The 19824-nt window shown below is 69.4% G+C and carries 21 protein-coding genes and 1 pseudogene; 5 read left to right on the top strand and 17 right to left on the bottom strand.

Going from position 1 to position 19824, the window contains the following annotated elements; translation table 11 throughout:
• Positions 1 to 65: 65 nt before the first annotated feature.
• Positions 66 to 1007, top strand: coding sequence for a transcriptional regulator FeaR (feaR, locus tag QSJ95_RS29910; protein WP_285647295.1), 942 nt, complete (start codon positions 66 to 68; stop codon positions 1005 to 1007).
• A 1-nt stretch (position 1008) separates the two neighbouring features.
• Here the strand turns inward: feaR and QSJ95_RS29905 are convergent, their stop codons facing one another.
• The 16 genes from QSJ95_RS29905 to QSJ95_RS29830 all read right to left on the bottom strand — a co-directional run bounded on the left by QSJ95_RS29905 (position 1009) and on the right by QSJ95_RS29830 (position 14765).
• Positions 1009 to 1347, bottom strand: a complete 339-nt coding sequence (locus QSJ95_RS29905; protein ID WP_009621654.1) for a hypothetical protein — start codon at positions 1345 to 1347, stop codon at positions 1009 to 1011.
• Positions 1348 to 1509: 162 nt separating this feature from the next.
• Positions 1510 to 2277, bottom strand: a complete 768-nt coding sequence (locus tag QSJ95_RS29900) for an SDR family oxidoreductase (RefSeq protein ID WP_285647293.1) — start codon at positions 2275 to 2277, stop codon at positions 1510 to 1512.
• Positions 2274 to 3068 (bottom strand): SDR family NAD(P)-dependent oxidoreductase, encoded by a 795-nt coding sequence (locus QSJ95_RS29895; protein ID WP_285647291.1) that lies wholly within the window; start codon positions 3066 to 3068, stop codon positions 2274 to 2276. The genes QSJ95_RS29900 and QSJ95_RS29895 overlap by 4 nt, the downstream gene beginning before the upstream one ends.
• A complete protein-coding gene (locus QSJ95_RS29890; RefSeq protein ID WP_285647290.1) occupies positions 3065 to 3880 on the bottom strand; it encodes a molybdenum cofactor biosynthesis F family protein in 816 nt (271 codons plus the stop codon). The genes QSJ95_RS29895 and QSJ95_RS29890 overlap by 4 nt, the downstream gene beginning before the upstream one ends.
• A 59-nt stretch (positions 3881 to 3939) precedes the next feature.
• On the bottom strand, positions 3940 to 4608 hold the full coding sequence (locus QSJ95_RS29885) for a response regulator transcription factor (protein ID WP_285647289.1): 669 nt from the start codon (positions 4606 to 4608) through the stop codon (positions 3940 to 3942).
• 249 nt (positions 4609 to 4857) lie between these two features.
• Positions 4858 to 5223: a cupin domain-containing protein gene (locus QSJ95_RS29880; protein ID WP_253390894.1), complete on the bottom strand. Its 366-nt coding sequence runs from the start codon at positions 5221 to 5223 to the stop codon at positions 4858 to 4860.
• Between the two features lie 35 nt (positions 5224 to 5258).
• Positions 5259 to 6557, bottom strand: a complete 1299-nt coding sequence (locus tag QSJ95_RS29875) for an NAD(P)/FAD-dependent oxidoreductase (protein ID WP_009621664.1) — start codon at positions 6555 to 6557, stop codon at positions 5259 to 5261.
• Between the two features lie 131 nt (positions 6558 to 6688).
• Positions 6689 to 7129, bottom strand: coding sequence for a GlcG/HbpS family heme-binding protein (locus QSJ95_RS29870; RefSeq protein WP_043314767.1), 441 nt, complete (start codon positions 7127 to 7129; stop codon positions 6689 to 6691).
• A 140-nt stretch (positions 7130 to 7269) separates the two neighbouring features.
• Entirely contained in the window at positions 7270 to 8076 is an 807-nt protein-coding gene (hpaI, locus tag QSJ95_RS29865; RefSeq protein ID WP_043270793.1) for a 4-hydroxy-2-oxoheptanedioate aldolase, read from the bottom strand.
• A 153-nt stretch (positions 8077 to 8229) separates the two neighbouring features.
• The gene (gene hpaH / locus QSJ95_RS29860; RefSeq protein WP_009621671.1) at positions 8230 to 9033 is read right to left on the bottom strand and encodes a 2-oxo-hept-4-ene-1,7-dioate hydratase; all 804 of its coding nucleotides are present in this window, start codon (positions 9031 to 9033) and stop codon (positions 8230 to 8232) included.
• A gap of 12 nt (positions 9034 to 9045) precedes the next feature.
• Positions 9046 to 10365, bottom strand: a complete 1320-nt coding sequence (locus tag QSJ95_RS29855) for an MFS transporter (protein WP_285647282.1) — start codon at positions 10363 to 10365, stop codon at positions 9046 to 9048.
• A gap of 43 nt (positions 10366 to 10408) precedes the next feature.
• On the bottom strand, positions 10409 to 10801 hold the full coding sequence (locus QSJ95_RS29850) for a 5-carboxymethyl-2-hydroxymuconate Delta-isomerase (RefSeq protein ID WP_285647280.1): 393 nt from the start codon (positions 10799 to 10801) through the stop codon (positions 10409 to 10411).
• Positions 10802 to 10811: 10 nt separating this feature from the next.
• Entirely contained in the window at positions 10812 to 11735 is a 924-nt protein-coding gene (hpaD, locus tag QSJ95_RS29845) for a 3,4-dihydroxyphenylacetate 2,3-dioxygenase (RefSeq protein ID WP_285647278.1), read from the bottom strand.
• A 112-nt stretch (positions 11736 to 11847) separates the two neighbouring features.
• Positions 11848 to 13308 carry a 5-carboxymethyl-2-hydroxymuconate semialdehyde dehydrogenase gene (gene hpaE, locus QSJ95_RS29840; protein WP_285647276.1) on the bottom strand — a complete coding sequence of 487 codons (1461 nt, stop codon included), beginning with the start codon at positions 13306 to 13308 and terminating at the stop codon, positions 11848 to 11850.
• Positions 13309 to 13327: 19 nt separating this feature from the next.
• Positions 13328 to 14098 (bottom strand): fumarylacetoacetate hydrolase family protein, encoded by a 771-nt coding sequence (locus QSJ95_RS29835; RefSeq protein WP_285647275.1) that lies wholly within the window; start codon positions 14096 to 14098, stop codon positions 13328 to 13330.
• 1 nt (position 14099) lies between these two features.
• A complete protein-coding gene (locus QSJ95_RS29830) occupies positions 14100 to 14765 on the bottom strand; it encodes a fumarylacetoacetate hydrolase family protein (protein WP_285647273.1) in 666 nt (221 codons plus the stop codon).
• 275 nt (positions 14766 to 15040) lie between these two features.
• Between QSJ95_RS29830 and hpaR the strand changes: the two genes are divergently transcribed.
• The 3 genes from hpaR to QSJ95_RS29815 all read left to right on the top strand — a co-directional run bounded on the left by hpaR (position 15041) and on the right by QSJ95_RS29815 (position 18070).
• Positions 15041 to 15463 (top strand): homoprotocatechuate degradation operon regulator HpaR, encoded by a 423-nt coding sequence (gene hpaR / locus QSJ95_RS29825; RefSeq protein ID WP_043270783.1) that lies wholly within the window; start codon positions 15041 to 15043, stop codon positions 15461 to 15463.
• Between the two features lie 72 nt (positions 15464 to 15535).
• Positions 15536 to 16450, top strand: a complete 915-nt coding sequence (gene hpaA / locus QSJ95_RS29820; RefSeq protein WP_009621686.1) for a 4-hydroxyphenylacetate catabolism regulatory protein HpaA — start codon at positions 15536 to 15538, stop codon at positions 16448 to 16450.
• Positions 16451 to 16864: 414 nt separating this feature from the next.
• Entirely contained in the window at positions 16865 to 18070 is a 1206-nt protein-coding gene (locus QSJ95_RS29815; protein WP_285647267.1) for a Bcr/CflA family multidrug efflux MFS transporter, read from the top strand.
• Position 18071: 1 nt separating this feature from the next.
• Here QSJ95_RS29815 and QSJ95_RS29810 read toward each other — a convergent pair whose 3' ends face one another.
• Complete coding sequence (locus QSJ95_RS29810; protein WP_064583819.1) at positions 18072 to 19301, bottom strand: MFS transporter; 1230 nt, start codon at positions 19299 to 19301, stop codon at positions 18072 to 18074.
• Between the two features lie 301 nt (positions 19302 to 19602).
• Between QSJ95_RS29810 and QSJ95_RS29805 the strand changes: the two are divergent.
• Positions 19603 to 19824 (top strand): annotated as a pseudogene (locus QSJ95_RS29805) (p-hydroxyphenylacetate 3-hydroxylase oxygenase component); the annotation flags it as partial.

Genomic DNA, 19824 nt, shown 5'->3' with positions numbered 1-19824 from the left:
GCGGGCATTTCGATAACATGTTAACTGTTTCGCGACAACAACAACGCCACCCCACGGAGGTGCGTATGCAAGCCCATCATGCCGCCCAGGCCGGGCTGGAAGGCTGGAGTGCGGCGCTGCGCTCCATCTGCGGTCAGTTCGAGACGCAGCTGGCCTTCAGCCGTTCGCTGTTCATCGGCGAGATCCACGCGCAATCGCACTCCGGCCTGACCATGGCGCACCTGCGCACCAATGCCGGGCTGATCGCCCGCAAGCGCCTCAATGCGGACCAGGACGACGACCGCCACTGCTTCCTGATCAGCCAGCGCAGCGGCTTCTCCCAGGTCAGCCAGAACGGCGTGGACATCCAGCTGGCCCCCGGCGAGCTGCTGCTGATGGATTCGGTGGGCAGCTGCGAGATCACCCCCTTCGGCCTCATCGAGCACGCCTCCCTGCACCTGCCGCGCGCGGCGCTGGACAAGGTGCTGCCCGGGCGCAGCAAGTTCGGCAAGGTCTCCGCCGCCTGCGCCAGCGGGCGCATGTTGCACCTGCTGGTGGACCAGCTGTGCCGCGAGTCCGGCTCGAACCCCGCCGGCGCCGAAAGCGAGGCCCTGGAGAACGCCTTCATCGCGCTCCTGCCCACGGCCCTCGGCGCCCACGGTGAGACGCCCGGCAGCGAGGCGCTGCAGGGCGGCAACCTGCGCAGCTACGTGCAGAAGGTCATCGACGAATCCCTCACCCAGCCGGGCCTGAACCCCCAGGGCCTGGCGCAGCGCCTGAACATCTCGGTGCGCCATCTGTACCGGCTGTTCGAGGAGCAGGGCGACAGCGTCTGCCGCTACATCCAGCGCGCGCGCCTGCAGCGCAGCGCCGACGACCTGGCCAACCCCATCCTGCGCGGCGAGTCGATCACCACCATCGCCTACAAATGGGGCTTCACCGACTCGGCGCACTTCAGCCGCGCCTTCAAGAAGCACTTCGAGCGCTCGCCCAAGGACTACCGCGCCAGCGCCCTGAGCGTGGCCTGAGTCAGAGCAGCTGGTCGATGAGCACGGCGTTGCTGTAGATCAGGCTGCCGTCGCTGGCGCGGTGGCCCACCAGGTGGAAGTGGCCGCGTTCCTCCTGGTCCAGGTAGACGCGCATCCGGCAGTCGGACAGCGGGCCGTAGCCCTCGGGCAGGTCCAGTTCCAGGGTGCTCATGTCGACGTCCACCCAGGCCTCGCGCTCGTGGGTGCGCTGCAGTTCTTCCTCGGCGTCTTCCAGGTGCCGGCGGTCGGTGCCGCTGAGGTAGAAGTGGATGTCCTCGATGGGCATGGACTTGGCGTCGGGGTCGGGCTTGTACCAACCTTCGATGGTCAGGGTGCTCATGGCGTGGCCTCCAGTTCTTCGTCGGCCGGCACGGGTGCCCGGCCTTCTCCTGGATTGGACCACGGGTTAGCCGGGCTTTCCTCCACGCCTGGACAAACGGATCGGCGGCCTCAAGCAGGCGCTTGGCTGGCGTCGTGAGGCCGCTGGCCTGCCGCGGGTGGTTCAGGCCAGCGCGGCACTGCTTTCCGGGAGGGTGGCGCCGCCGTCCACCACCAGCGTCTGGCCGGTGATGTAGGCGGCGGCGTCGGAGGCGAGGAAGAGCATGGCGCCGGCGATGTCCGCCGGCTGGCCGAGGCGGCCCAGGGGGATGCCGGCGGCGATGCGCGCTTCCAGTGCTGCGTCGCCCAGGTTGGCCATGGCCGGGGTGTGGATCATCCCCGGTTCCACGCCGTTGACGCGGATGTTGCGGGGCGCCAGTTCCAGCGCGGCGTTGCGGATGAAGCCGTTGACCCCGGCCTTGGACGCCGCGTAGTGGCTCAGCCCCGGGTAGGCCACCCGGTTGCCTGTGACCGAGGAGGTGGCCAGCACGCAGCCGCCGCCGCGCGCGGCGAACAGCGGCAGGGCGGCCTGGGTCAGCCAGAACAGCGCGCCCAGGTTCACCGCCAGGGTGCGCTGCAGCAGCTGCGGGGTGATGGCGGCGAAGTCGGTCAGCGGGAAGTAGGCGGCGTTGTGCACCAGCACGTCCAGGCCATCGAGCCCGGCGAGGGCGGCGGTGTTGGCTGCGGGATCGGCTAGGTCCACCGCCAGCGCCCGGGCCTCGCGGCCCTGGCTGCGCAGTTCGCTGGCCAGGGCTGCGACGGCCTGCTCCTGGCGGTCGAGCAGCAGCAGCGAGGCGCCGGCTGTGGCGAAGCCCTCGGCGATGCGGCGGCCGATGCCCTGGGCCGCGCCGGTGACCAGCACGCGCCGGCCGCTGAAGTCGAAGCGCGTCATGGCTGGTTCTCCATGCGTTCGAAGGCGAGGGTGGGCAGGTCCACCACGCTGGCGCCGCCGTCGGCCACCAGGCAGGCGCCGGTGACGATGGCCGCCGCCTCGCTGGCGAGGAACTGGCACAGCCCGGCGATCTCGTCTGCCGTGGCTGGGCGGCGCAGCGGCACCTCGGCGGTGGCCCGCGCGTAGGCGGCGTCCAGGCTTTCGCCATGGTGCTGCATCAGCGGCTGCATCTCGGCATCGGCCATGGGCGTGCGCACCCAGCCGGGGCACAGGGCGTTGACGCGCACGCCGCGCGGGCCGTAGTCCCGCGCCAGGGAGCGCATCAGCCCGAGCAGCGCGTGCTTGGCGACGGTGTAGCCGCACACGCCGGGCCCGGCCACCAGGGAGGCGATGGAGCCCACCAGCACCATGTTGCCGCGCCGTTCCAGCAGCGATGGCAGGCAGGCGCGGGCGCTGGCGAAGGCGCTGTCGAGGTTGCCGCGCAGGGCGTCGCGCCAGGCCTGGTCGCTGGTCTCGCCGGCCGCGCCCAGGCCGTGGCCGCCGGCGCAGGCGACCAGCACGTCGATTCCGCCGAAGGCCGCCTCGATGCGCTGCACGAAGCCCTGCCAGGTTTCGCCGTCGGCGGCGTCGCCGGCCAGCACCAGGCCGCGGCACTGGGCGGCGACCTGCTCCAGGGCCTCGCGGCGGCGGCCGATCAGCACCACCTTGTCGCCGGCTTCGGCGAAGCGCCGCGCGCAGGCCGCGCCTATGCCGGTGCCGGCGCCGGTGATGACGACGACGCGGCCGCTCACGGGTACACCGTGCGGTTGAGTTCGTCGCAGTAGGAGGCGACCGGGAAGTTCGACAGCTCGTCGAAGCCGCTGCCGGCGTAGCCGAAGATCTTGCCGTCGCTGCGGTGCTGCTGCAGGTCGATCATCACCAGGCCGAGGGTGGGGACGATCTTCTCGCGCCAGACGAACAGGTACAGCTGCTCGGCGACCTTGTAGTAGTGGCAGCGGTCGGTGTCGCACAGCCCGGCCTCGACGCCGGCCAGGCACTGCCAGGTGTAGAAGCCGTCGTTCAGGTAGATGTGTTCGTAGACCTCGGTGGGGCTGTAGCGATAGCGGTTGCGCAGGCCCACCAGTTCGCTGCTCGGCGCATGCGGGCAGGCGCCGTCCTGCCAGGGGCGGTCGAGGCTGCCGTGGAGGATCTGCACTTGCACGCCGGTCAGTTCCTTGCCGGCCAGGGCGCGGGCGTAGAGGCCTTCGCCGGTCTCGGCGGCGCCGGGCAGCTGGCCGAGCACGGCGGTGAAGGACTGGCTGTGGCGGTCCAGCACCAGGCTGACCGACCAGGCCTGGCCGTCCTCGCGCTTGATGAAGTCGACCAGCACGATGCCGGGGCGCACCGAGGTGGCGCGGTAGGGCGCCTCGCCCGCGGAGTGGCCGTCGGCGGCGCGCCAGCGGGTGGTCTCGGCGTCGAACCGGTGCTCGATGCGCCAGCCGTTGGCGAAGTGCAGCTCCAGGCGCTGCCCGGCGAGGTCGGCCAGGCGCGGCAGGATGAAGGCCTCGGGGGCGAAACCCTGGGCGAGGGCGCCGACGGTGATCCAGTCGGAAGAAGCGGTCATGGGTGGGACTCCTGTGTTGGTGGAGCCCCCATGCTGCGCGGCGGGGCGCGCGCGGAACATCAACCGGATGGTTGATCCAGGAACAGCCGCGCCAGCAGCTCGGTGCGGCTAGCCACGCCGGCCTTGCGGAACAGGTGGACGAGGTGCGTCTTCACCGTGGCCAGGCCCAGGCCGAGCTGGCGCGCCAGGTCCTTGTTGCTGGCGCCGTCGCGCAGCAGCAGGGCGATCTCGCGTTCGCGCGGGGTGAGTTGGGCGAGGGCGTCGTGGCTGCGGGGCAGGGCCTGGGCGGCCAGCTCCAGCAGCCCCTGCAGGGCCCGCAGGCGGTCGAGTTCGTCGCTGGAGAAGGGCGCTTCGCCAACGCGCCGCAGCAGCGAAAGCCCGGCCAGGGGGCGGCCGCGGTCGGCGGCGATGACTTCCACCACGTCGATCACCCCGTGCCGGCGCAGGAAGCCGTGGTAGCGCTCGCGCTGGTCGCCGGGCTGCTGCGCCATGCCCACCGCCAGCGGCACCACCGGCAGGCCGGTGGCCAGGCAGGCGCCGGGGCGCAGCGGGTCGAGGCGGTGGTAGTGGTCGAGGTAGTCGGCGTGCATCTGCCGGCCCATGCCGAGCAGCTGGAAGTCGCAGGCCTGCAGGTCAGAGTCGATGCGGTAGAAGGCGGCGCGGGTGGCGGGGACCAGTTGCTGGAAGGCTTGCAGGCAGCGTTGGCCGATGTGTTCGGGGGTGGGCATGGGCTGGGTCCTGCGTGGGGGTGGGGTGAGGTGCCTGAGGGTAGCTTGTTTTCCCTCTCCCTAACCCTCTCCCTGAGGGAGAGGGGACCGTTGGGCAGGGTTGGATGTTCTGGCGTCAGCCGGCAACGCCAAATGCTTCCGGCTGAAGCCAGGCCTCCTCTCGGCACGGGCTAGCTCCCTCTCCCTTCAGGGCGGGGCGCGCAGCCGAGGGCTGGGGAGAGGGTGCTCTTCAGGCTCCCGAACCAGCCCTCAAACCACCGCGTAGTAATGCTTCACGAACCCCTCCCCCAACACCTCCCAAAGCACCTGCGTGCCCTTGGTCACGAACCAGCTGTCCCCGGCCTTGTACAGCTGGCTCTGCCCGGTGGCTTCGTCGGTCAGCCGCACCTCGCCGCTGACCACCGTGGCCTGTTCGTTGAAGGGATAGGTCATGCGGAACTTGCCGCCGGTGGTGCCGAAGTAGGCGGCGCTGACCGGGTCGGTGGGGGCGCCGGCGGTCATCTTGCCGAAGGCGCGGACCTCGCCTTCGAGGATTTCCGAGCCGAGGTCGGCCACGGTGCCCCAGGCGTCCAGTTGGTCGAGGGTGATGCCTTGCTTGATGGGGGTGAGTGCCATGTGCTTGCTCCTGTGCAAGTGAGTGGAAAGCGGGTTCAGCGGCGCCCGGACCAGTAGCCGGACACCTGGTGCCAGGTCTTGCCGGCGCTGAGCAGCAGCGGGCGGAACTGGTCCTTGCCGTGGACGCGGATGCGCCGCACCGAGCTGATCAGGTCGTAGCGCGCCGAGCCTTCGCTCATGCCCTCGGCCAGCACCTTGCAGATGATGTGGCTGGGGGTGACGCCGAAGCCGGAGTAGCCCTGCACGAAGAAGGCGTTGGGGCGGCCGGGCAGGGCGCCGATCTGCGGGAACAGGTTGGGGCTGCAGGCCATGGGGCCGCCCCAGGCCAGGTCGATCTTCACGTTTTCCAGGTAGGGGAAGATCTTCAGCATCAGCGCCCGGTTCCACGCCTTGAGGTCGCGCGGGATGTGCTCGATGAAGGGCGTGGCGGCGCCGAACAGCAGGCGGTTCTCGCGGGTCACGCGGTAGTAGTCGATGACCGGGCGGATATCGCTGTAGGCGCCGCGGATCGGGCTGATGCGCTGGATGAGTTCGTCCGACAGCGGCTCGGTCATCATCTGGAAGGCGTAGGTGTTGATGGTGCTCTTGTGCAGCTCCGGCTCCAGCTTGTTGAGGAAGCTGTCGCAGGCCCAGAGCAGCTTGCCGGCCTTCACCGAGCCCTTGGCGGTGCGCACGGTGATGCGCTCGCCGTAGGTCACGTCCAGCGCCGGGCTGTACTCGAAGATCTTCACCCCGTGGCTGGCCAGGGCCTTGGCCTCGCCGAGCAGCAGGTTGAGCGAGTGCACGTGGCCGCCACCCATGTGCAGCAGGGCGCTGGAGTAGGCGTCGGAGCCGATGATCTGGCGCACTTCGGAGCCGTCCAGGTAGCGGATTTCGTGGGTGGAGTTGAGCGACTTGAACTCCTTCTCCCAGGCCCGCAGGGTCTTCGCCTGGCGGGCGTTGAAGCCCATGTAGCCGTAGCCGTGGCAGAAGTCGGCGTCGATGCCGTACTTCTGGATGCGGCCCTTGATGATGTCGGCGCCCAGGTCGCTGATCTCGAAGATCTGCCGCAGGCCGTCCTCGCCGACGTCCTTCCTGATCTTCTCCAGGTCGTGGCCGATGCCGGCCATGATCTGCCCGCCGTTGCGCCCGGTGCCGCCGAAGCCGAGGTAGCGCGCCTCCAGCACGACGATGTTGGCGATGCCCTTCTCGGCCAGCTCCAGGGCGGTGTTGATGCCGGAGAAGCCGCCGCCGATCACGACGACGTCGGCCTCCAGGTCCGCCTCCAGGGAGGGGAAGGACAGGTCGTATTTCTTGGTCGCGGTGTAGTAGGTGGGGGTCTCGATGTTGATCATGACTGCAGCCTGGAACCGGAGGGAAAAGGGCGCGGCCGCTGCCGCGCGGATGGCCCTATTAGGGGCCGCGGCGCCCATTCCTGTCTTGACCCTGGCTGCCCGGTCACTTGTCCGGGACTGACAGCGGCGGCTCAGCCGGCCAGCAGTTGCTCCACGCGCTCGACGGCGGCGCGGGCGCAGAGCATGTCCTGCGCCTCGGAGGCGCCGGAGACGCCGACCGCGCCGATGACCACCTCGCCCAGGCGCAGCGGCTCGCCGCCGCCGAACAGCACCAGCCCGGTCTGCAGCGGCAGGCCCTGGCGCACGGTCGGCGCGCTCTGTTCCAGGTAGGCCTGCCAGTCGCCGGTGGGTTTGTCGAAGGCGGCGGCAGTGCCGGCTTTCTTCAGGGCGATTTCGCGGCACGGCTGCGCGGCGCCGTCCATGTGCGCGGTGAGCACCGGCAGGCCGCTGGCGTCGACCAGCGCGATGCTGAGCCGCAGGCCCAGCTCCTCGGCGCGCGCGAGCGCGGCCTGCAGCGCCTGCTGGGCGAGGTTCAGGGTGAGGTGTGCCTGCTGGCGGACGAGAGCGGTCATCGAGGGGACTCCGAGTGGGAAGGTGGCGGGGCGGATCATGACCGAAAGGGGGCGGGGCTTTGCAAGGGCCAGGAAAATCTTTGCCTGAGCGCCGCCCGCCAGCCGCGCCTTCCCGCGCGGGCCTGGCGGGCGGCGGGGCTTCAGTACACCGAGGGGGCGGACGGGGCCTGGGGCTGGGCGCCGCCCTTGAACTTGCCGGCCAGTTCGCGCAGCGAGCGCATCAGCAGGCTGGTGTCCACGCCCACGGCGACGAACTTCGCGCCCAGCTCCAGGTAGCGCCGGGCCAGCTTCTCGTCGGCGCTGAGGATGCCGGCGGCCTTGCCGGCGCGCTGGATGCGGGCGATGGCGTCCTCGATGGCGGCCTGCACTTCCGGGTGCCCGGGGTTGCCGCGCTGGCCCATGGCCGCGCTGAGGTCGGCTGGGCCGATGAACACGCCGTCGACGCCGTCCACCGCGGCGATGGCGTCGAGGTTGGCCAGGCCTTCGAGGTTCTCCACCTGCACCAGCAGGCACATCTGCGCGTCGGCCTCGTCGAGGTAGCCGGGGATGCTGTTCCAGCGCGAGGCCCGGGCCAGGGCGCTGCCCACGCCGCGCACGCCGAACGGCGGGTAGCGCATGGCGCGCACCAGCTCACGGGCCTGCTCGGCGGAATCCACCATGGGCACCAGCAGCGTCTGCGCGCCTATGTCGAGCAGTTGCTTGATCAGCGCCGTGTCGCCGAGCACCGGACGGATGATCGGCTGCACCGGGTAGGGCGCCACCGCCTGCAACTGGCCGAGCAGGCTGCGCAGGTCGTTGGGCGCGTGCTCGCCGTCGATCAGCAGCCAGTCGAAGCCGGCGTTGGCCGCCAGCTCGGCGCAGTAGGGATCGGCCAGGCCGAGCCAGAGGCCGATCTGGGCTTCGCCGGATTGCAGGCGTTGTTTGAAGGTATTGAAGGGGGGGGGCATGGGAGGTCCTTGGTGGAAGGCTGAAGCTGGAAGCTGGAAGCTGGAAGCTGGAAGCTAGAAGCTAGAAGCTAGAAGCTAGAAGCTAGAAGCTAGAAGCTAGAAGCCGGAGTCGCTCTGACTTCCAGCTTCAGGCTTCCAGCTTCCAGCTCAAACTCATCCAAACCGGCAAGAGATGCTGCCGAGCTGATCGTAATCGACGTGGAAGGTATCGCCGGGCGCCGCCGCCACCGGGCGGGTGAAGGAGCCGCCGAGGATCACCTGGCCGGGTTCCAGGGTGACGTCGTAGGGGGCCAGCTTGTTGGCCAGCCAGGCCACGCCCTTGGCCGGGTGGTTGAGCACCGCGGCGGAGACGCCGGATTCCTCGATCACGCCGTTGCGGTAGAGGATCGCCGGCACGCGGCGCAGGTCGATCTCGGTCGGGCGCACCGCGCGGCCGCCCATGACCACGCCGGCGTTGGCGGCGTTGTCGGAGATGGTGTCGAAGACCTTGCGGGTGACCTTCGTCTGCGGGTCCACCTGCTGGATGCGCGCGTCGATGATCTCCAGCGCCGGGATCACCCACTCGGTGGCCTCCAGCACGTCGAACAGGGTGACGTTCGGCCCCTTCAGCGGCTTGCCGAGGATGAACGCCAGCTCCACTTCCACCCGCGGCACGATGAAGCGCTCGAAGGGGATGTCGCTGCCTTCGTCGAAGAACATGTCGTCGAGCAGGGCGCCGTAGTCCGGCTCGGTGATGTTCGACGAGACCTGCATGGCCCGCGAGGTCAGGCCGATCTTGTGACCCTTGAGCACGCGGCCATTGGCTATCTTCTGAGCCACCCAGGCGCGCTGGATGGCGTAGGCGTCCTCGATGGCGATGTCCGGGTAGTCGAGGGAGAACTGCCGCACCTGCTGGCGCGAACGCTCGGCGGCGTCGAGGCGGGCGGCGGCTTCCTGGATGAGGCTGGAGTCGAGCATGGCGATATCTCTTTAGCGGGGGTTGACCACGGCGGCCGGGGTGCGCAGGACCAGGGCGGCGCCGAGGGCGATGAGGATGGCCAGCAGGTACAGGGCCAGGCTGGAGCTGTGGGTGGTGTCGCGCATCCAGCCGATGAAGTAGGGCGCGGCGAAGGCGGCGATGCTGCCGAAGGAGCTGATCAGGGCGATGCCGGCGGCCTGGGCGCGGTCGGCGAGGAAGGCCGGCGGCAGTTGCCAGAACATCGGCAGCGCGGCGCTGGCGCCCATGCCGGCGAGCACCAGCCCGGCCAGCACCAGCCAGGCGCTGCCTGGCGCCAGGCCCGTCAGGGCCAGGCCGGCGGCGGCCAGCAGCAGCGGCACGGCGAGGTGCCAGCGGCGCTCGCGGCGGCGGTCGGAGGAGCGCCCCAGGGCGATCATGAACACGCAGCCGGCGAGGTACGGCAGGGCGCTGAGCAGGCCGACGCGGCCGTCGGAGCCGATGCCGGCGCCGTGGATCAGGCTGGGCATCCAGAACGCCAGGGTGTTCACCGCCAGCATCACCGCGAAGTAGATGGCCACCAGCAGCCAGACCTGGCGGTCGCGGAAGATGCCGGCGAGGGAGGTGATCTGCTTGCGCTGTTCCTCGCCCTGCATCTCTTCGCGCAGGCCAGCCTTCTGCTCGTCGCTGAGCCAGGCCACGCGCTCGAAGCTCTCCGGCAGGCGGCGCCAGACCAGCAGGCCGAGCAGCACCACCGGTAGGCCCTCGATAAGGAACATCCACTGCCAGCCGCGCAGCCCGAGGAAGTCGTGGAAGCCCTCGAGGATGCCGCCGGACAGCGGCCCGCCGATCACCCCGGCCATGGGCACGGCGATGGCGAACAGCGCGGTGACGCCGGCGCGGCGGCGCGCCGGGAACCAGCGGTTGATGTACACCAGTATGCCGGGGAAGAAGCCGGCCTCGGCCACCCCCAGCAGCAGGCGCAGGCTGTAGAAACCGGCCGCGCTCTGCACCAGCAGCATGGCGGTGGACAGCAGGCCCCAGGTGACCATCAGGAAGGCGATCCAGCGGCGCGGGCCGACGCGCTCCAGCATCAGGTTGCTGGGCACGCCGAACAGCGCGTAGGCGACGAAGAACAGCCCGGCGCCCAGGCCGTAGACGGTGTCGCTGAAGTGCAGGTCGGCGCTCATCTGCAGCTTGGCGAAGCCGATGTTGATGCGGTCCAGGTGGGCGAAGACGTAGCAGATCAGCAGCAGCGGCATCAGGCGCCAGACCACGCGGGCGTGGGTGGCGTCGCTGCCGGCGGGCAGGGCGGCGGAGGGCTGTGCGGCGGAGGGCAGGGTGGCGGTGCTCATGGTCTTGTCTTTGTTCTGCGAGTGGCCGGGGGCGCGGCGGGCTTCAGCCCGCCTGGCCGTTGAGGAAGGCGTGGACGTTGTTCTGCTTGTAGTTGAGCTCGGCGTTCAGCTCGCTCATCTCGAAGGACAACGCCAGCAGCCGGCGCGCCTGGAGGCCGGCGAAGTGCGCCTTGATCACCTCGAACAGCGCGTCGGCGACCTGCCTGCGGGTGGCCAGGTCGCGCCCGGCGCCCACCTTCAGGCTCATGTGGACGAAGGCGTAGTCGTGCGCGCCGTCGGCCATGCGCCAGGTGTCCAGGCGCACGGCGCGGCTGCGGATGCCGCCGAGCGGGAACACCCCGCTCGCGCCGAGGCAGGCGTGGACCTTCTCGAACAGGCCGGGCAGGTCGGCCTCGGCTTCGATGTTGTGCGTGTACTCGGCGATGAAGTGCGGCATGGCGGGCTCCTCAGAGGCGGCTGGCGGACGGGTTGCCGGCGGGGTTGGAGGCCTGGGCGGCGGGGATCGCCGAACCGTCCTGCGGGGTGACCGGGAACAGGGCGTTGATCTGCCCGGTGCCGGAGGAGCCGAAGTAGGGCGTGACCACCTCGGCCTTGCCGTCATAGTCCGACCAGCCCAGCGCGCCGAGGAGCATGGCGGTGTCGTGCATGAAGCCTTCGCCGTGGCCCTTGGCCGCGTACTCCGGGAGCATGCCGCAGAAGGCCTGCCAGTCGCCGCGCTGCCACATCCGCACCACCTCGTGGTCGAGGGTTTCCAGGAAGGGGCTCCAGACCTTGTCGGCGAATTCCGGGGCCTGGCCGTTCTGGGCGAAGCGGTGGGTCAGCGAGCCGCTGGCGAGGAAGGCCACGGTGCCGTCGTAGTGCTCTTCCACTGCCTTGCGCATGGCCCAGCCCAGGCGCGCGCTGTCGTTGAGGTAGTGCACGGTGCACAGCGCCGAGACCGAGACCACCTTGAAGTGCCGGTCGGCGTTCATGTAGCGCATCGGCACCAGGGTGCCGTACTCCGGGCCGAGGGTGGTGGCGTCGTGGGCCAGCACGTCCACGCCCATGGCGTTGCAGCCCTCGGCGAGGATGCGCCCCAGCTCCGGGTTGCCGGGGAACTCGTACTCCATGTTGGCGATGAAGTGCGGCAGCTCGTTGCTGGTGTACAGCCCCTGGAAGTGCGGCGCGCAGTTGATGTGGTAGCCGGCGTTGACCAGCCAGTGGGTGTCGAACACCACGATGGTGTCCACCCCCAGCTCACGGCAGCGGCGGCCGATCTCCTTGTGGCCGTCGATCGCCGCCTGGCGGCAACCCTGGCGCGGGCCGGGCAGTTCGGAGAGGTACAGCGAGGGAACGTGGGTGATCTTGGCAGCCAGAGCGAGTTTGCCCATGGTGATTCTCCTGGTGCGGGGCGCCTGCGCTGGGGCGCCCGGATTCTTGTGATTGTGGCTGCACGCCGGCGATGCAGGCGGCCTGGGCGGCCGCTCTCATCGGGCCGCCTTTTTATACGCCCCAGCGGGGGATGTGGTGGCTGCCCATGGAAATGCACACGTTCTTGATCTCGGCGAACACCTCGAAGCTGTACTCGCCGCCCTCGCGGCCGGTGCCCGAGCCCTTCACCCCGCCGAACGGCTGGCGCAGGTCGCGCACGTTCTGGCTGTTGATGAATACCATGCCGGCCTCGATGCCGCGCGCCAGGCGGTGGGCCTTGCCGATGTCCTGGGTCCAGATGTAGGAGGCCAGGCCGTATTCGGTGTCGTTGGCCAGGCGCAGGGCCTCGGCCTCGTCCTTGAACTTCAGCAGGCAGACCACCGGGCCGAAGATTTCCTCCTGGGCGATGCGCATGCGGTTGTCCACGTCGGCGAACACCGTGGGCTGCACGAACTGCCCGCGGGCCAGGTGCGCCGGTAGGTTGGCCGGGCGTTCCAGGCCGCCGGCGACCAGGCGCGCGCCTTCTTCCATGCCGATGCGGATGTAGCCGGTGACCTTGTCGTAGTGCTGCTGGGTGATCATCGAGCCGACCTGGGTCTTCGCATCCTGCGGGTCGCCGACGATCAGGCGCTTGGCGCGGGCGGCGAACTCTTCGACGAAACGGTCGTACACGCTCTCCTGGATGAAGATACGGCTGCCGGCGGTGCAGCGCTCGCCGTTCAGCGAGAAGATGGTGAACAGCGCGGCGTCCAGGGCGCGATCGAGGTCGGCGTCGTCGAAGATCAGCACCGGCGACTTGCCGCCCAGCTCCATGGAGTACTTCTTCAGGCCGGCGGTCTGCATGATCTTCCGGCCGGTGGCGGTGCCGCCGGTGAAGGAGATGGCGCGCACGTCGGGGTGGCGCACCAGGGCGTCGCCGGCGGTGGCGCCGTAGCCCTGCACCACGTTGAGCACGCCCGGCGGGATGCCGGCTTCCAGGGCCAGGCGGCCCAGCTCGTTGGCGGTCAGGGGCGACAGCTCGCTCATCTTCAGCACCGCGGTGTTGCCCAGGGCCAGGCAGGGCGCGGTCTTCCAGGTGGCGGTCATGAACGGCACGTTCCACGGCGAGACCAGGCCGCACACCCCCACCGGCTGGTACAGGGTGTAGTTGAGCATCTGGTCGTCCACCGGGTAGCTGTGGCCGTCCATGCGCGTGCAGACCTCGGCGAAGAACTCGAAGTTGTGCGAGGCGCGGGGGATCAGCACGTTGCGCGTCTGGTGGATCGGCAGGCCGGTGTCGAGGGTTTCCAGCTCGGCGAGGTTGGGCACGTTCGCATCGATCAGCTCGCCCAGCTTGCGCATCAGCTTGGCGCGTTCCTTGGCCGGGGTGTTGGCCCATTTCGGGAAGGCTTCCTTGGCCGCGGCCACGGCCATGGCGATTTCCTCGGCGCCGCCGCTGGCGACCTCGGCGATCACTTCGGTGGTGGCCGGGTTGATGGTCTGGAAGACTTCTTTGCTCTCGACCTCGCGGCCGTTGATCCAGTGCTTGATCATGCTTGTTTCTCTATCTCGATTAGGGACGGGCGCGGTTCGCGAAGAACTCGGCCTCGCTGACGATGCGGTTGACCAGGCGGCCGACGCCTTCCACTTCCACCACCACTTCATCGCCCGGCACCACGTCGGCCAGGCCTTCCGGCGTGCCGGTGGCGATCATGTCGCCCGGCTGTAGGGTCATGAAGCTGGAGAAGTATTCGATCAGGTAGGGGATGTCGAAGATCATGTCGGCGGTGGTGCCTTCCTGCTTCAGCTCGCCGTTGACCCAGGTGCGCAGCTTCAGCTTCGACGGGTCGGCCACGTCGGCGGCGTCGACTATCCAGGGGCCGACCGGGGTGGTGGCGTCGCGGTTCTTCACCCGCAGGTTGGGGCGGTAGTAGTTTTCCAGGTAGTCGCGGATGGCGTAGTCGTTGCAGACGGTGTAGCCGGCCAGGTAGGCGAGGGCGTCCTCGCGCCTGACGTTGCGCGCCGGCTTGCCGATCACCGCCACCAGCTCGCACTCGTAGTGCATGTAGGCGACGTCGTCCGGGCGCCAGGTGACCTGGTTGTGGCCGGTATAGGTGCCTTTGGACTTGATGAACGCCAGCGGCTCGGTGGGCGCCTTGAAGGCCAGTTCGGCGGCGTGGTCGGCGTAGTTCAGGCCGAGGGCGAACATGCTCCCTTCGGCCGGCGGCAGCCACTGCACCTCGTGCTCGCCGAGCAGGCGGCCATCGGCCAGGCGCACGGCGTTGTCGGCTTCCACGGTCACCGCGTGGATTTCGCCCTGGTAGCGGATGCGTGCGTGTTTCATCTCAGGCTTCCTCCGCCACGACGTGATTGACCAGGCGGCCGAGACCTTCGATCTCCACCACCACTTCGTCGCCCGGCTGCACGTCGACGCGGCCCTCGGGGGTGCCGGTGATGAGCACGTCGCCGGCGTGCAGGGTCATGAACTCACTGATCTCGGCGATCAGCCTGGGAATGCTGCGCACCAGGTTGGCGGTGCTGTTCTGCTGGCGCACTTCGCCGTTGACCAGCAGGCGCAGCGGCAGGGCGTGCGGGTCGGCGATCTCGTCGCGGCCGACCACTTCGCTGCCCAGCGGGCAGAAGCCGTCGCGGCACTTGGCCTTGACCGCCGGGCGGTAGTAGCTGTCTTCCGGCAGGCTGAACTCGTTGACGATGACGTAGCCGGCCACGTAGGCCATGGCCTCGTCCTCGCTGACGCGGCTGGCGTCGCGGCCGAGCACCACGCCCAGGGCCGGGCCCGGCTGCAGGCGCTCGACGCCGGCGGGGAAGACCACCGCCTGGCCGTCGCCGTTGCGGGTGTTCGGCGTCTTGATGAACAGCACCGGCTTGACCGGCGGCTTCTGGTAGGGCGGCTGCTGGAATTCCTCCAGCCGGCTGTGCAACAGGCCCTGGTAGTTCAGCGCGACGCCGAACAGGGTGCCCGCTGCGGCTTCGCTGATAGCGCGACGCATGGCTTCGTTCTCCTGCTTCACCCGGGCCGTGGATACCCGGGTATCGTTAACATGTTAGCGTTATAGTTAATATGTTAACTATGGTCAAGCCTCGTCCATCGGGGCCTGGTTTCGCTACGGGCATTGGAGCAGGCGTGCCGGCGTGGGGATTGTCCGGCGCTGCCATGGCCTTGACCGACGCTGCCAGGGCGCCGCGCGGATCGTCGCAGGGTTTGCCTATGCAGGGGCTATGCTGGTTAAAATCTTTCCTATTTTCAGTCGAGTAGCCCATCTACATGTCCACGCCGCGTCCGTCCCTGACCCTCACCCTGCTGCAGGCCCGCGAGGCCGCCATGGCCTTCTTCCGCCCCTCGCTCAACCAGCACGACCTGACCGAGCAGCAATGGCGCATCGTGCGCATCCTCCGCCAGCAGGGCGAGATGGAGATCTACCAGCTGGCGCAGCAGGCCTGCATCCTCAAGCCGAGCATGACCGGCGTGCTGGCGCGCATGGAGCGCGACGGCCTGGTGCGCCGCTGGAAGTCCGAGCACGACCAGCGCCGCGTGCTGGTGTGCCTGAGCGAGAAGGGCCAGCAGTGCTTCGTGGCCATGAGCGGCGACATGGAGAACAACTACCGGCGTATCCTCGAACAGTTCGGCGAGGACAAGCTGCAGCAACTGCTGGGGCTGCTGGACGAGCTGAAGAAGATCAAGCCCTGAGGCTCTTCGTGTAGGAGCGAGGGGGACGCCTGGTTCTTGCTCGCTCCTACAGTCCCACAGGCAGGTAACCCCATGGCCCGCGCACCCATCCCCAACATCGACATCGGCCAGGTCTACGACCTGCGCTACAGCGATTCCGAGGTGCACTACGAGGAGCTGGGCAAGCTGGCCGACTTCTTCGGCCGCAACATGCCGGTGCACCGCCACGACCGCTTCTTCCAGGTGCACTACGTCAAAAGCGGCTCGGTGCGCGTGTACCTCGACGAGCAGCTCTACCACCGCCAGGGCCCGCTGTTCTTCCTCACCCCGCCGACCATCCCCCACGCCTTCGTCACCGAGAACGACGCCGACGGCCACGTGCTGACCGTGCGCCAGCAACTGCTCTGGCCGCTGCTGGCGCCGGAGCAGGGCCTGGCCGCCGGGCCGGACATCGGCCCGGTGTGCGTGGCCTTCGACCAGCTGGACGAGACCTTCGCCGGCGAGGTGGCACGGGTGGATGGTCTGTTCGAGCTGCTGCGCGAGGAATTCCGTGGCGAGCGCCCCGGCCGCGAGCTGGCCCTGGCCGACCTGGTGCGGCTGATCTTCGTCAGCCTGCTGCGCCTGTCGGCGCGTTCGCTCAAGGCGCAGCCCATGCGCCGCGAGGACCTGCGCCTGTTCCAGCGCTTCAACCAGCTGATCGAGCAGCACTACCCCGAGCACTGGCCGCTGACGGCCTACGCCGAACGCATCGGCGTGACCGAGGCGCGGCTGAACGACATCTGCCGGCGCGTCGCCGGACTGCCGTCCAAGCGCCTGGTCCACGAACGGCTGATGCAGGAGGCGCGGCGCCTGCTGCTGTTCAGCGGCAGCTCGGTGAACGAGATCTGCTACCAGCTGGGGTTCAAGGACCCGGCCTACTTCAGCCGCTTCTTCGCCCGCAATGCCGGGATGGCGCCGGGGGAGTACCGGCAGCGCAGGGCGGGTGACAAGGAAGAAGCCTGGCGGTAGGGGCTTTTGCTTGCTTTTCGTAGGAGCGAGCTTGCTCGCGAACGGGGTTCGTCGGTGACTATGGGGGCTGGGTTTGAGAGCGCCCTCTCCCTAACCCTCGGCTGCGCGCCCCGCCCTGAAGGGAGAGGGGACCGTTCGGTGCATTTGGGTAGTTTGGAGTCAGCCGGCAAGCACCGTGGCTGCAAGCTGAAGCTGTCATCTTCTCGGCACGGACAAGCCCCCTCTCCCTTCAGGGAGAGGGCTGGGGAGAGGGTTACGGACTTCTATCCCGCTCCGTTGCTGAACCTGGCACCGCTGTTCGCGAGCAAGCTCGCTCCTACGAAAAGCATCCCGTTGCCCCGACAGAAAACCCGTGGCTTCCGGTCTTTTGGTTAACTTGTTAACTTTATGCTCCGCCCCCACCCGGACCCTCCCATGCCCACCCCAGCCCACCCCCAGCGCCTGATCCTGCCCCTGGCCGCGCTGGTCGCCTTCGCGCCCCTGTCCATCGACACCTACCTCCCCAGCCTGCCGCTGATCGCCGCCGACCTGGCCGCCGGCGCCGCCGAGGTGCAGCTGACCATCAGCCTGTTCCTCGCCGGCTTGTGCCTGGGCATGCTGTTCTACGGGCCGCTGTCGGACCGCTTCGGCCGCCGGCGCCTGCTGCTGGGCGGCATCTGTCTTTATCTGCTGGCCACCCTCGGCTGCCTGTTCGCCGGCACGGCTTCGGCGCTGATCGCCTGGCGTTTCTTCCAGGCCCTCGGCGGGGCGGCGGCCTCGGTGCTGGCGCGGGCCATAGTGCGCGACCTGTTCCCCCTGCAGCAGTCGGCGCGGGTGCTTTCGCTGATGCACCTGGTGACCATGCTCGCCACCCTGGTGGCGCCGCTGCTGGGCAGCCTGCTGGCCCAGGCCGCTGGCTGGCGCGCGGTGTTCGCCGTGCTCTTCGCCTTTGCCGCGCTGTGCCTGTTCACGGCGCTGTGGCGGATTCCCGAGAGCCTGCCGGCGGCGCAGCGCGGGCAGTCGGTGGCGCAGGTGTTCCACGCCTACGGGCGCATCCTCCTGCAGCCCAGGGCGCTGGGCTACATGCTGTGCATGGGCCTTTCGTTCGGCGGCATGTTCGCCTTCATCACCGCCTCGCCCTTCGTCTACATCGAGCATTTCGGCGTGTCCTCGCAGGCCTATGCCTGGCTGTTCAGCCTGAACATCGCCGGCATCATCCTGGCCACCAGCCTCAATGCGCGCCTGGTGGGGCGGCTCGGGCCGCAGCGGATGCTCGCCTGCGGCGCTGCCGTGGCTGCGCTGGCGGGGCTGCTGCTATTGGTCTGCGGCTTCACCGGCTGGGGCGGGTTGCCGGCGCTGGTGCTGGGCGTGCTGCTCTACGTCAGCGTCACCGGCCTGCTCGGCGCCAACTGCGTGGCCAGCCTGCTGGCGCTGTTCCCGCGCGAGGCCGGGGCCGCCGCCGGGCTGGCGGTGACCGGGCAGTTCGCCCTGGGCACGGCGTGCAGCGCGCTGGTCGGCGCGCTTTCCGATGGCAGCCCCTGGCCGATGTGCCTGGTGGTCGGCGGCACCGGCATCGGCTGCCTGCTGGCCTTCCTCCTGGCCCGCCGGCACGCCCCGCAACCCCTGGCGGAAGCGGCCTGAGCTAGGCCGGCTGCTGTTCCGTCCGCGCCGGGCGGCGCAGGCCCTGCCAGGCGCAGTAGACCAGCAGCAGGGCGCCGGCCGCGGCCATCGCCCAGGGCCCGCCGTAGCGCGCCGCCAGCAGCCCGGCGAGCAGGCCGCCGATGGCGTCGAAGCCGAAGCGGGTGGCGGTGTAGATCGACACCACGCGGCCGCGCAGCGCTTCCGGCGCGCTGCTCTGGATGACGATGTTGGTGCCGACGTTGTTCACCGTGACGCCGAAACCCAGCACCGCCATGGCCGCCAGCGACAGCGGCAGATCGCGGCTGAGGGCGAACGCCAGCAGCGCGCCGGCGCTGGCCAGGGCGGAGAGCAGGATGATCCGCGGCAGCCGCGCCGGGTCCTGGTGCTGGGCCAGGAACAGGCTCGACAGCAGCGAGCCGAAGCCGGCCGCGCCCCACAGCCAGCCGAGGGTGCGCGCATCGCCGGCGAAGACGTCGCGGGCGAACACCGGCAGCAGCGCCGCGTAGCTGGAGGCGGTGAGGTTGACCAGCAGCACGCCGAGCATCAGCCGGCGCACGCTCGGGGTGCGCAGGGCGTAGTCCAGGCCCTCGCGGAACACGCTGCCCATGCTGCCGCTGGCGCGCACCCCCGGCGCCAGGCGCACCCGCAGCAGGCCGGCCACCAGCGCCAGGTAGGACAGGGCGTTGAGGGCAAAGCACAGGCTTTCGCTGGTCAGCCCCAGCAGCAGCCCGGCCAGCGGCGGGCCGACGAAGCGCGAGCAGGTGAACAGCGAGGCGTTCAGCGCCAGGGCGTTGGGCAGGTCGGCGCGGTCGTCGACGAAGCGGCTGAGCAGCGACTGCCGCAGCGGCGTGTCGAAGGCGCTGAGCACGCCGAGCAGCGCCGACATGCCGACGATCAGCGCCGGGGTGATCAGCCCGCTGGCGGTCAGCCCGGCCAGGGCCGCGGCCTGCAGGGCCATCAGGCTCTGGCTGGCGAGCAGCAGGCGGCGCTTGTCGTGGCGGTCGATCCAGGCTCCGGCCAGGGGGCCGATGAACAGCTGCGGCAGCAGCGCCACGCAACTGGTGATGCCCAGCAGCGCCGCCGAGCCGGTCAGCCGGTAGACCAGCCAGGCCAGCGCCACCTGCTGGACCCAGGTGCCCAGGGTGGAGACCGCATGGCCGGCGAAGTACAGGCGGAAGTTGCGGTGGCGCAGCGCGCGCAGACTGTTCGGCCAGGAACGGGAAGCGGACATCGGCGGCTCGCTCGGGCGGAGGGCGAATGAGGGAAGGGCGTCATGATAACGGAAAAATTCCGTCAGAACGTTCAGATGTTAACGAAAGCCGCGCGGCGCCTGGCCCGGCGCCGATTTCGCCGCTTCCAGGGGCCGCTAAATCCCATGAAAAGTGCAATCGAGTCCGCGGAAGTTGCATTCAAGGCGTTGCCGGGCGGCTCCCATAATCGGCCCTGCCACTCTCGCCACGAGAGCCCTGCCGCCCGTCGCCAAGCACTTCGCGACGGCGGCGCGCCTCCAATAACAATCAAGGGCCGCCAAGATGAAAAAGCCAAACCCCCTGCTCGAAGACCTGAAATCCGTCCTGCCCGCCATTGCCGCCAACGCCGCCAAGGCCGAACAGGCGCGCACCGCGCCCGCCGAGAACATCGCCCTGCTCAAGGGCATCGGCATGCACCGCGCCTTCCAGCCCAAGTGCTACGGCGGCATGGAAATCTCCCTGCCCGAGTTCGCCGACTGCGTGGTCGCCCTGGCCGGCGCCTGC

This window comes from Pseudomonas sp. NBRC 100443 (assembly GCF_030268185.1).
Classification (GTDB): domain Bacteria; phylum Pseudomonadota; class Gammaproteobacteria; order Pseudomonadales; family Pseudomonadaceae; genus Pseudomonas; species Pseudomonas citronellolis.
Note: the sequence above shows the minus strand (reverse complement) of the source record. Positions and strands in the feature narration are given on the sequence as shown.

Bases quoted from the DNA above. Each gene is read 5' to 3' on its own strand.
- hpaE (WP_285647276.1), bottom strand. From the start codon at position 13,308: ATGATCAAGCACTGGATCAACGGCCGCGAGGTCGAGAGCAAAGAAGTC.
- hpaA (WP_009621686.1), top strand. From the start codon at position 15,536: ATGGCCCGCGCACCCATCCCCAACATCGACATCGGCCAGGTCTACGAC.
- QSJ95_RS29815 (WP_285647267.1), top strand. From the start codon at position 16,865: ATGCCCACCCCAGCCCACCCCCAGCGCCTGATCCTGCCCCTGGCCGCG.
- QSJ95_RS29880 (WP_253390894.1), bottom strand. From the start codon at position 5,223: ATGGCACTCACCCCCATCAAGCAAGGCATCACCCTCGACCAACTGGAC.
- QSJ95_RS29810 (WP_064583819.1), bottom strand. From the start codon at position 19,301: ATGTCCGCTTCCCGTTCCTGGCCGAACAGTCTGCGCGCGCTGCGCCAC.
- hpaR (WP_043270783.1), top strand. From the start codon at position 15,041: ATGTCCACGCCGCGTCCGTCCCTGACCCTCACCCTGCTGCAGGCCCGC.
- QSJ95_RS29850 (WP_285647280.1), bottom strand. From the start codon at position 10,801: ATGCCGCACTTCATCGCCGAGTACACGCACAACATCGAAGCCGAGGCC.
- QSJ95_RS29830 (WP_285647273.1), bottom strand. From the start codon at position 14,765: ATGCGTCGCGCTATCAGCGAAGCCGCAGCGGGCACCCTGTTCGGCGTC.
- QSJ95_RS29905 (WP_009621654.1), bottom strand. From the start codon at position 1,347: ATGAGCACCCTGACCATCGAAGGTTGGTACAAGCCCGACCCCGACGCC.
- hpaI (WP_043270793.1), bottom strand. From the start codon at position 8,076: ATGCCCCCCCCCTTCAATACCTTCAAACAACGCCTGCAATCCGGCGAA.
- hpaD (WP_285647278.1), bottom strand. From the start codon at position 11,735: ATGGGCAAACTCGCTCTGGCTGCCAAGATCACCCACGTTCCCTCGCTG.
- QSJ95_RS29835 (WP_285647275.1), bottom strand. From the start codon at position 14,098: ATGAAACACGCACGCATCCGCTACCAGGGCGAAATCCACGCGGTGACC.
- QSJ95_RS29890 (WP_285647290.1), bottom strand. From the start codon at position 3,880: ATGACCGCTTCTTCCGACTGGATCACCGTCGGCGCCCTCGCCCAGGGT.
- QSJ95_RS29875 (WP_009621664.1), bottom strand. From the start codon at position 6,557: ATGATCAACATCGAGACCCCCACCTACTACACCGCGACCAAGAAATAC.
- QSJ95_RS29900 (WP_285647293.1), bottom strand. From the start codon at position 2,277: ATGACGCGCTTCGACTTCAGCGGCCGGCGCGTGCTGGTCACCGGCGCG.
- feaR (WP_285647295.1), top strand. From the start codon at position 66: ATGCAAGCCCATCATGCCGCCCAGGCCGGGCTGGAAGGCTGGAGTGCG.
- QSJ95_RS29855 (WP_285647282.1), bottom strand. From the start codon at position 10,365: ATGAGCACCGCCACCCTGCCCTCCGCCGCACAGCCCTCCGCCGCCCTG.
- QSJ95_RS29885 (WP_285647289.1), bottom strand. From the start codon at position 4,608: ATGCCCACCCCCGAACACATCGGCCAACGCTGCCTGCAAGCCTTCCAG.
- QSJ95_RS29870 (WP_043314767.1), bottom strand. From the start codon at position 7,129: ATGACCGCTCTCGTCCGCCAGCAGGCACACCTCACCCTGAACCTCGCC.
- hpaH (WP_009621671.1), bottom strand. From the start codon at position 9,033: ATGCTCGACTCCAGCCTCATCCAGGAAGCCGCCGCCCGCCTCGACGCC.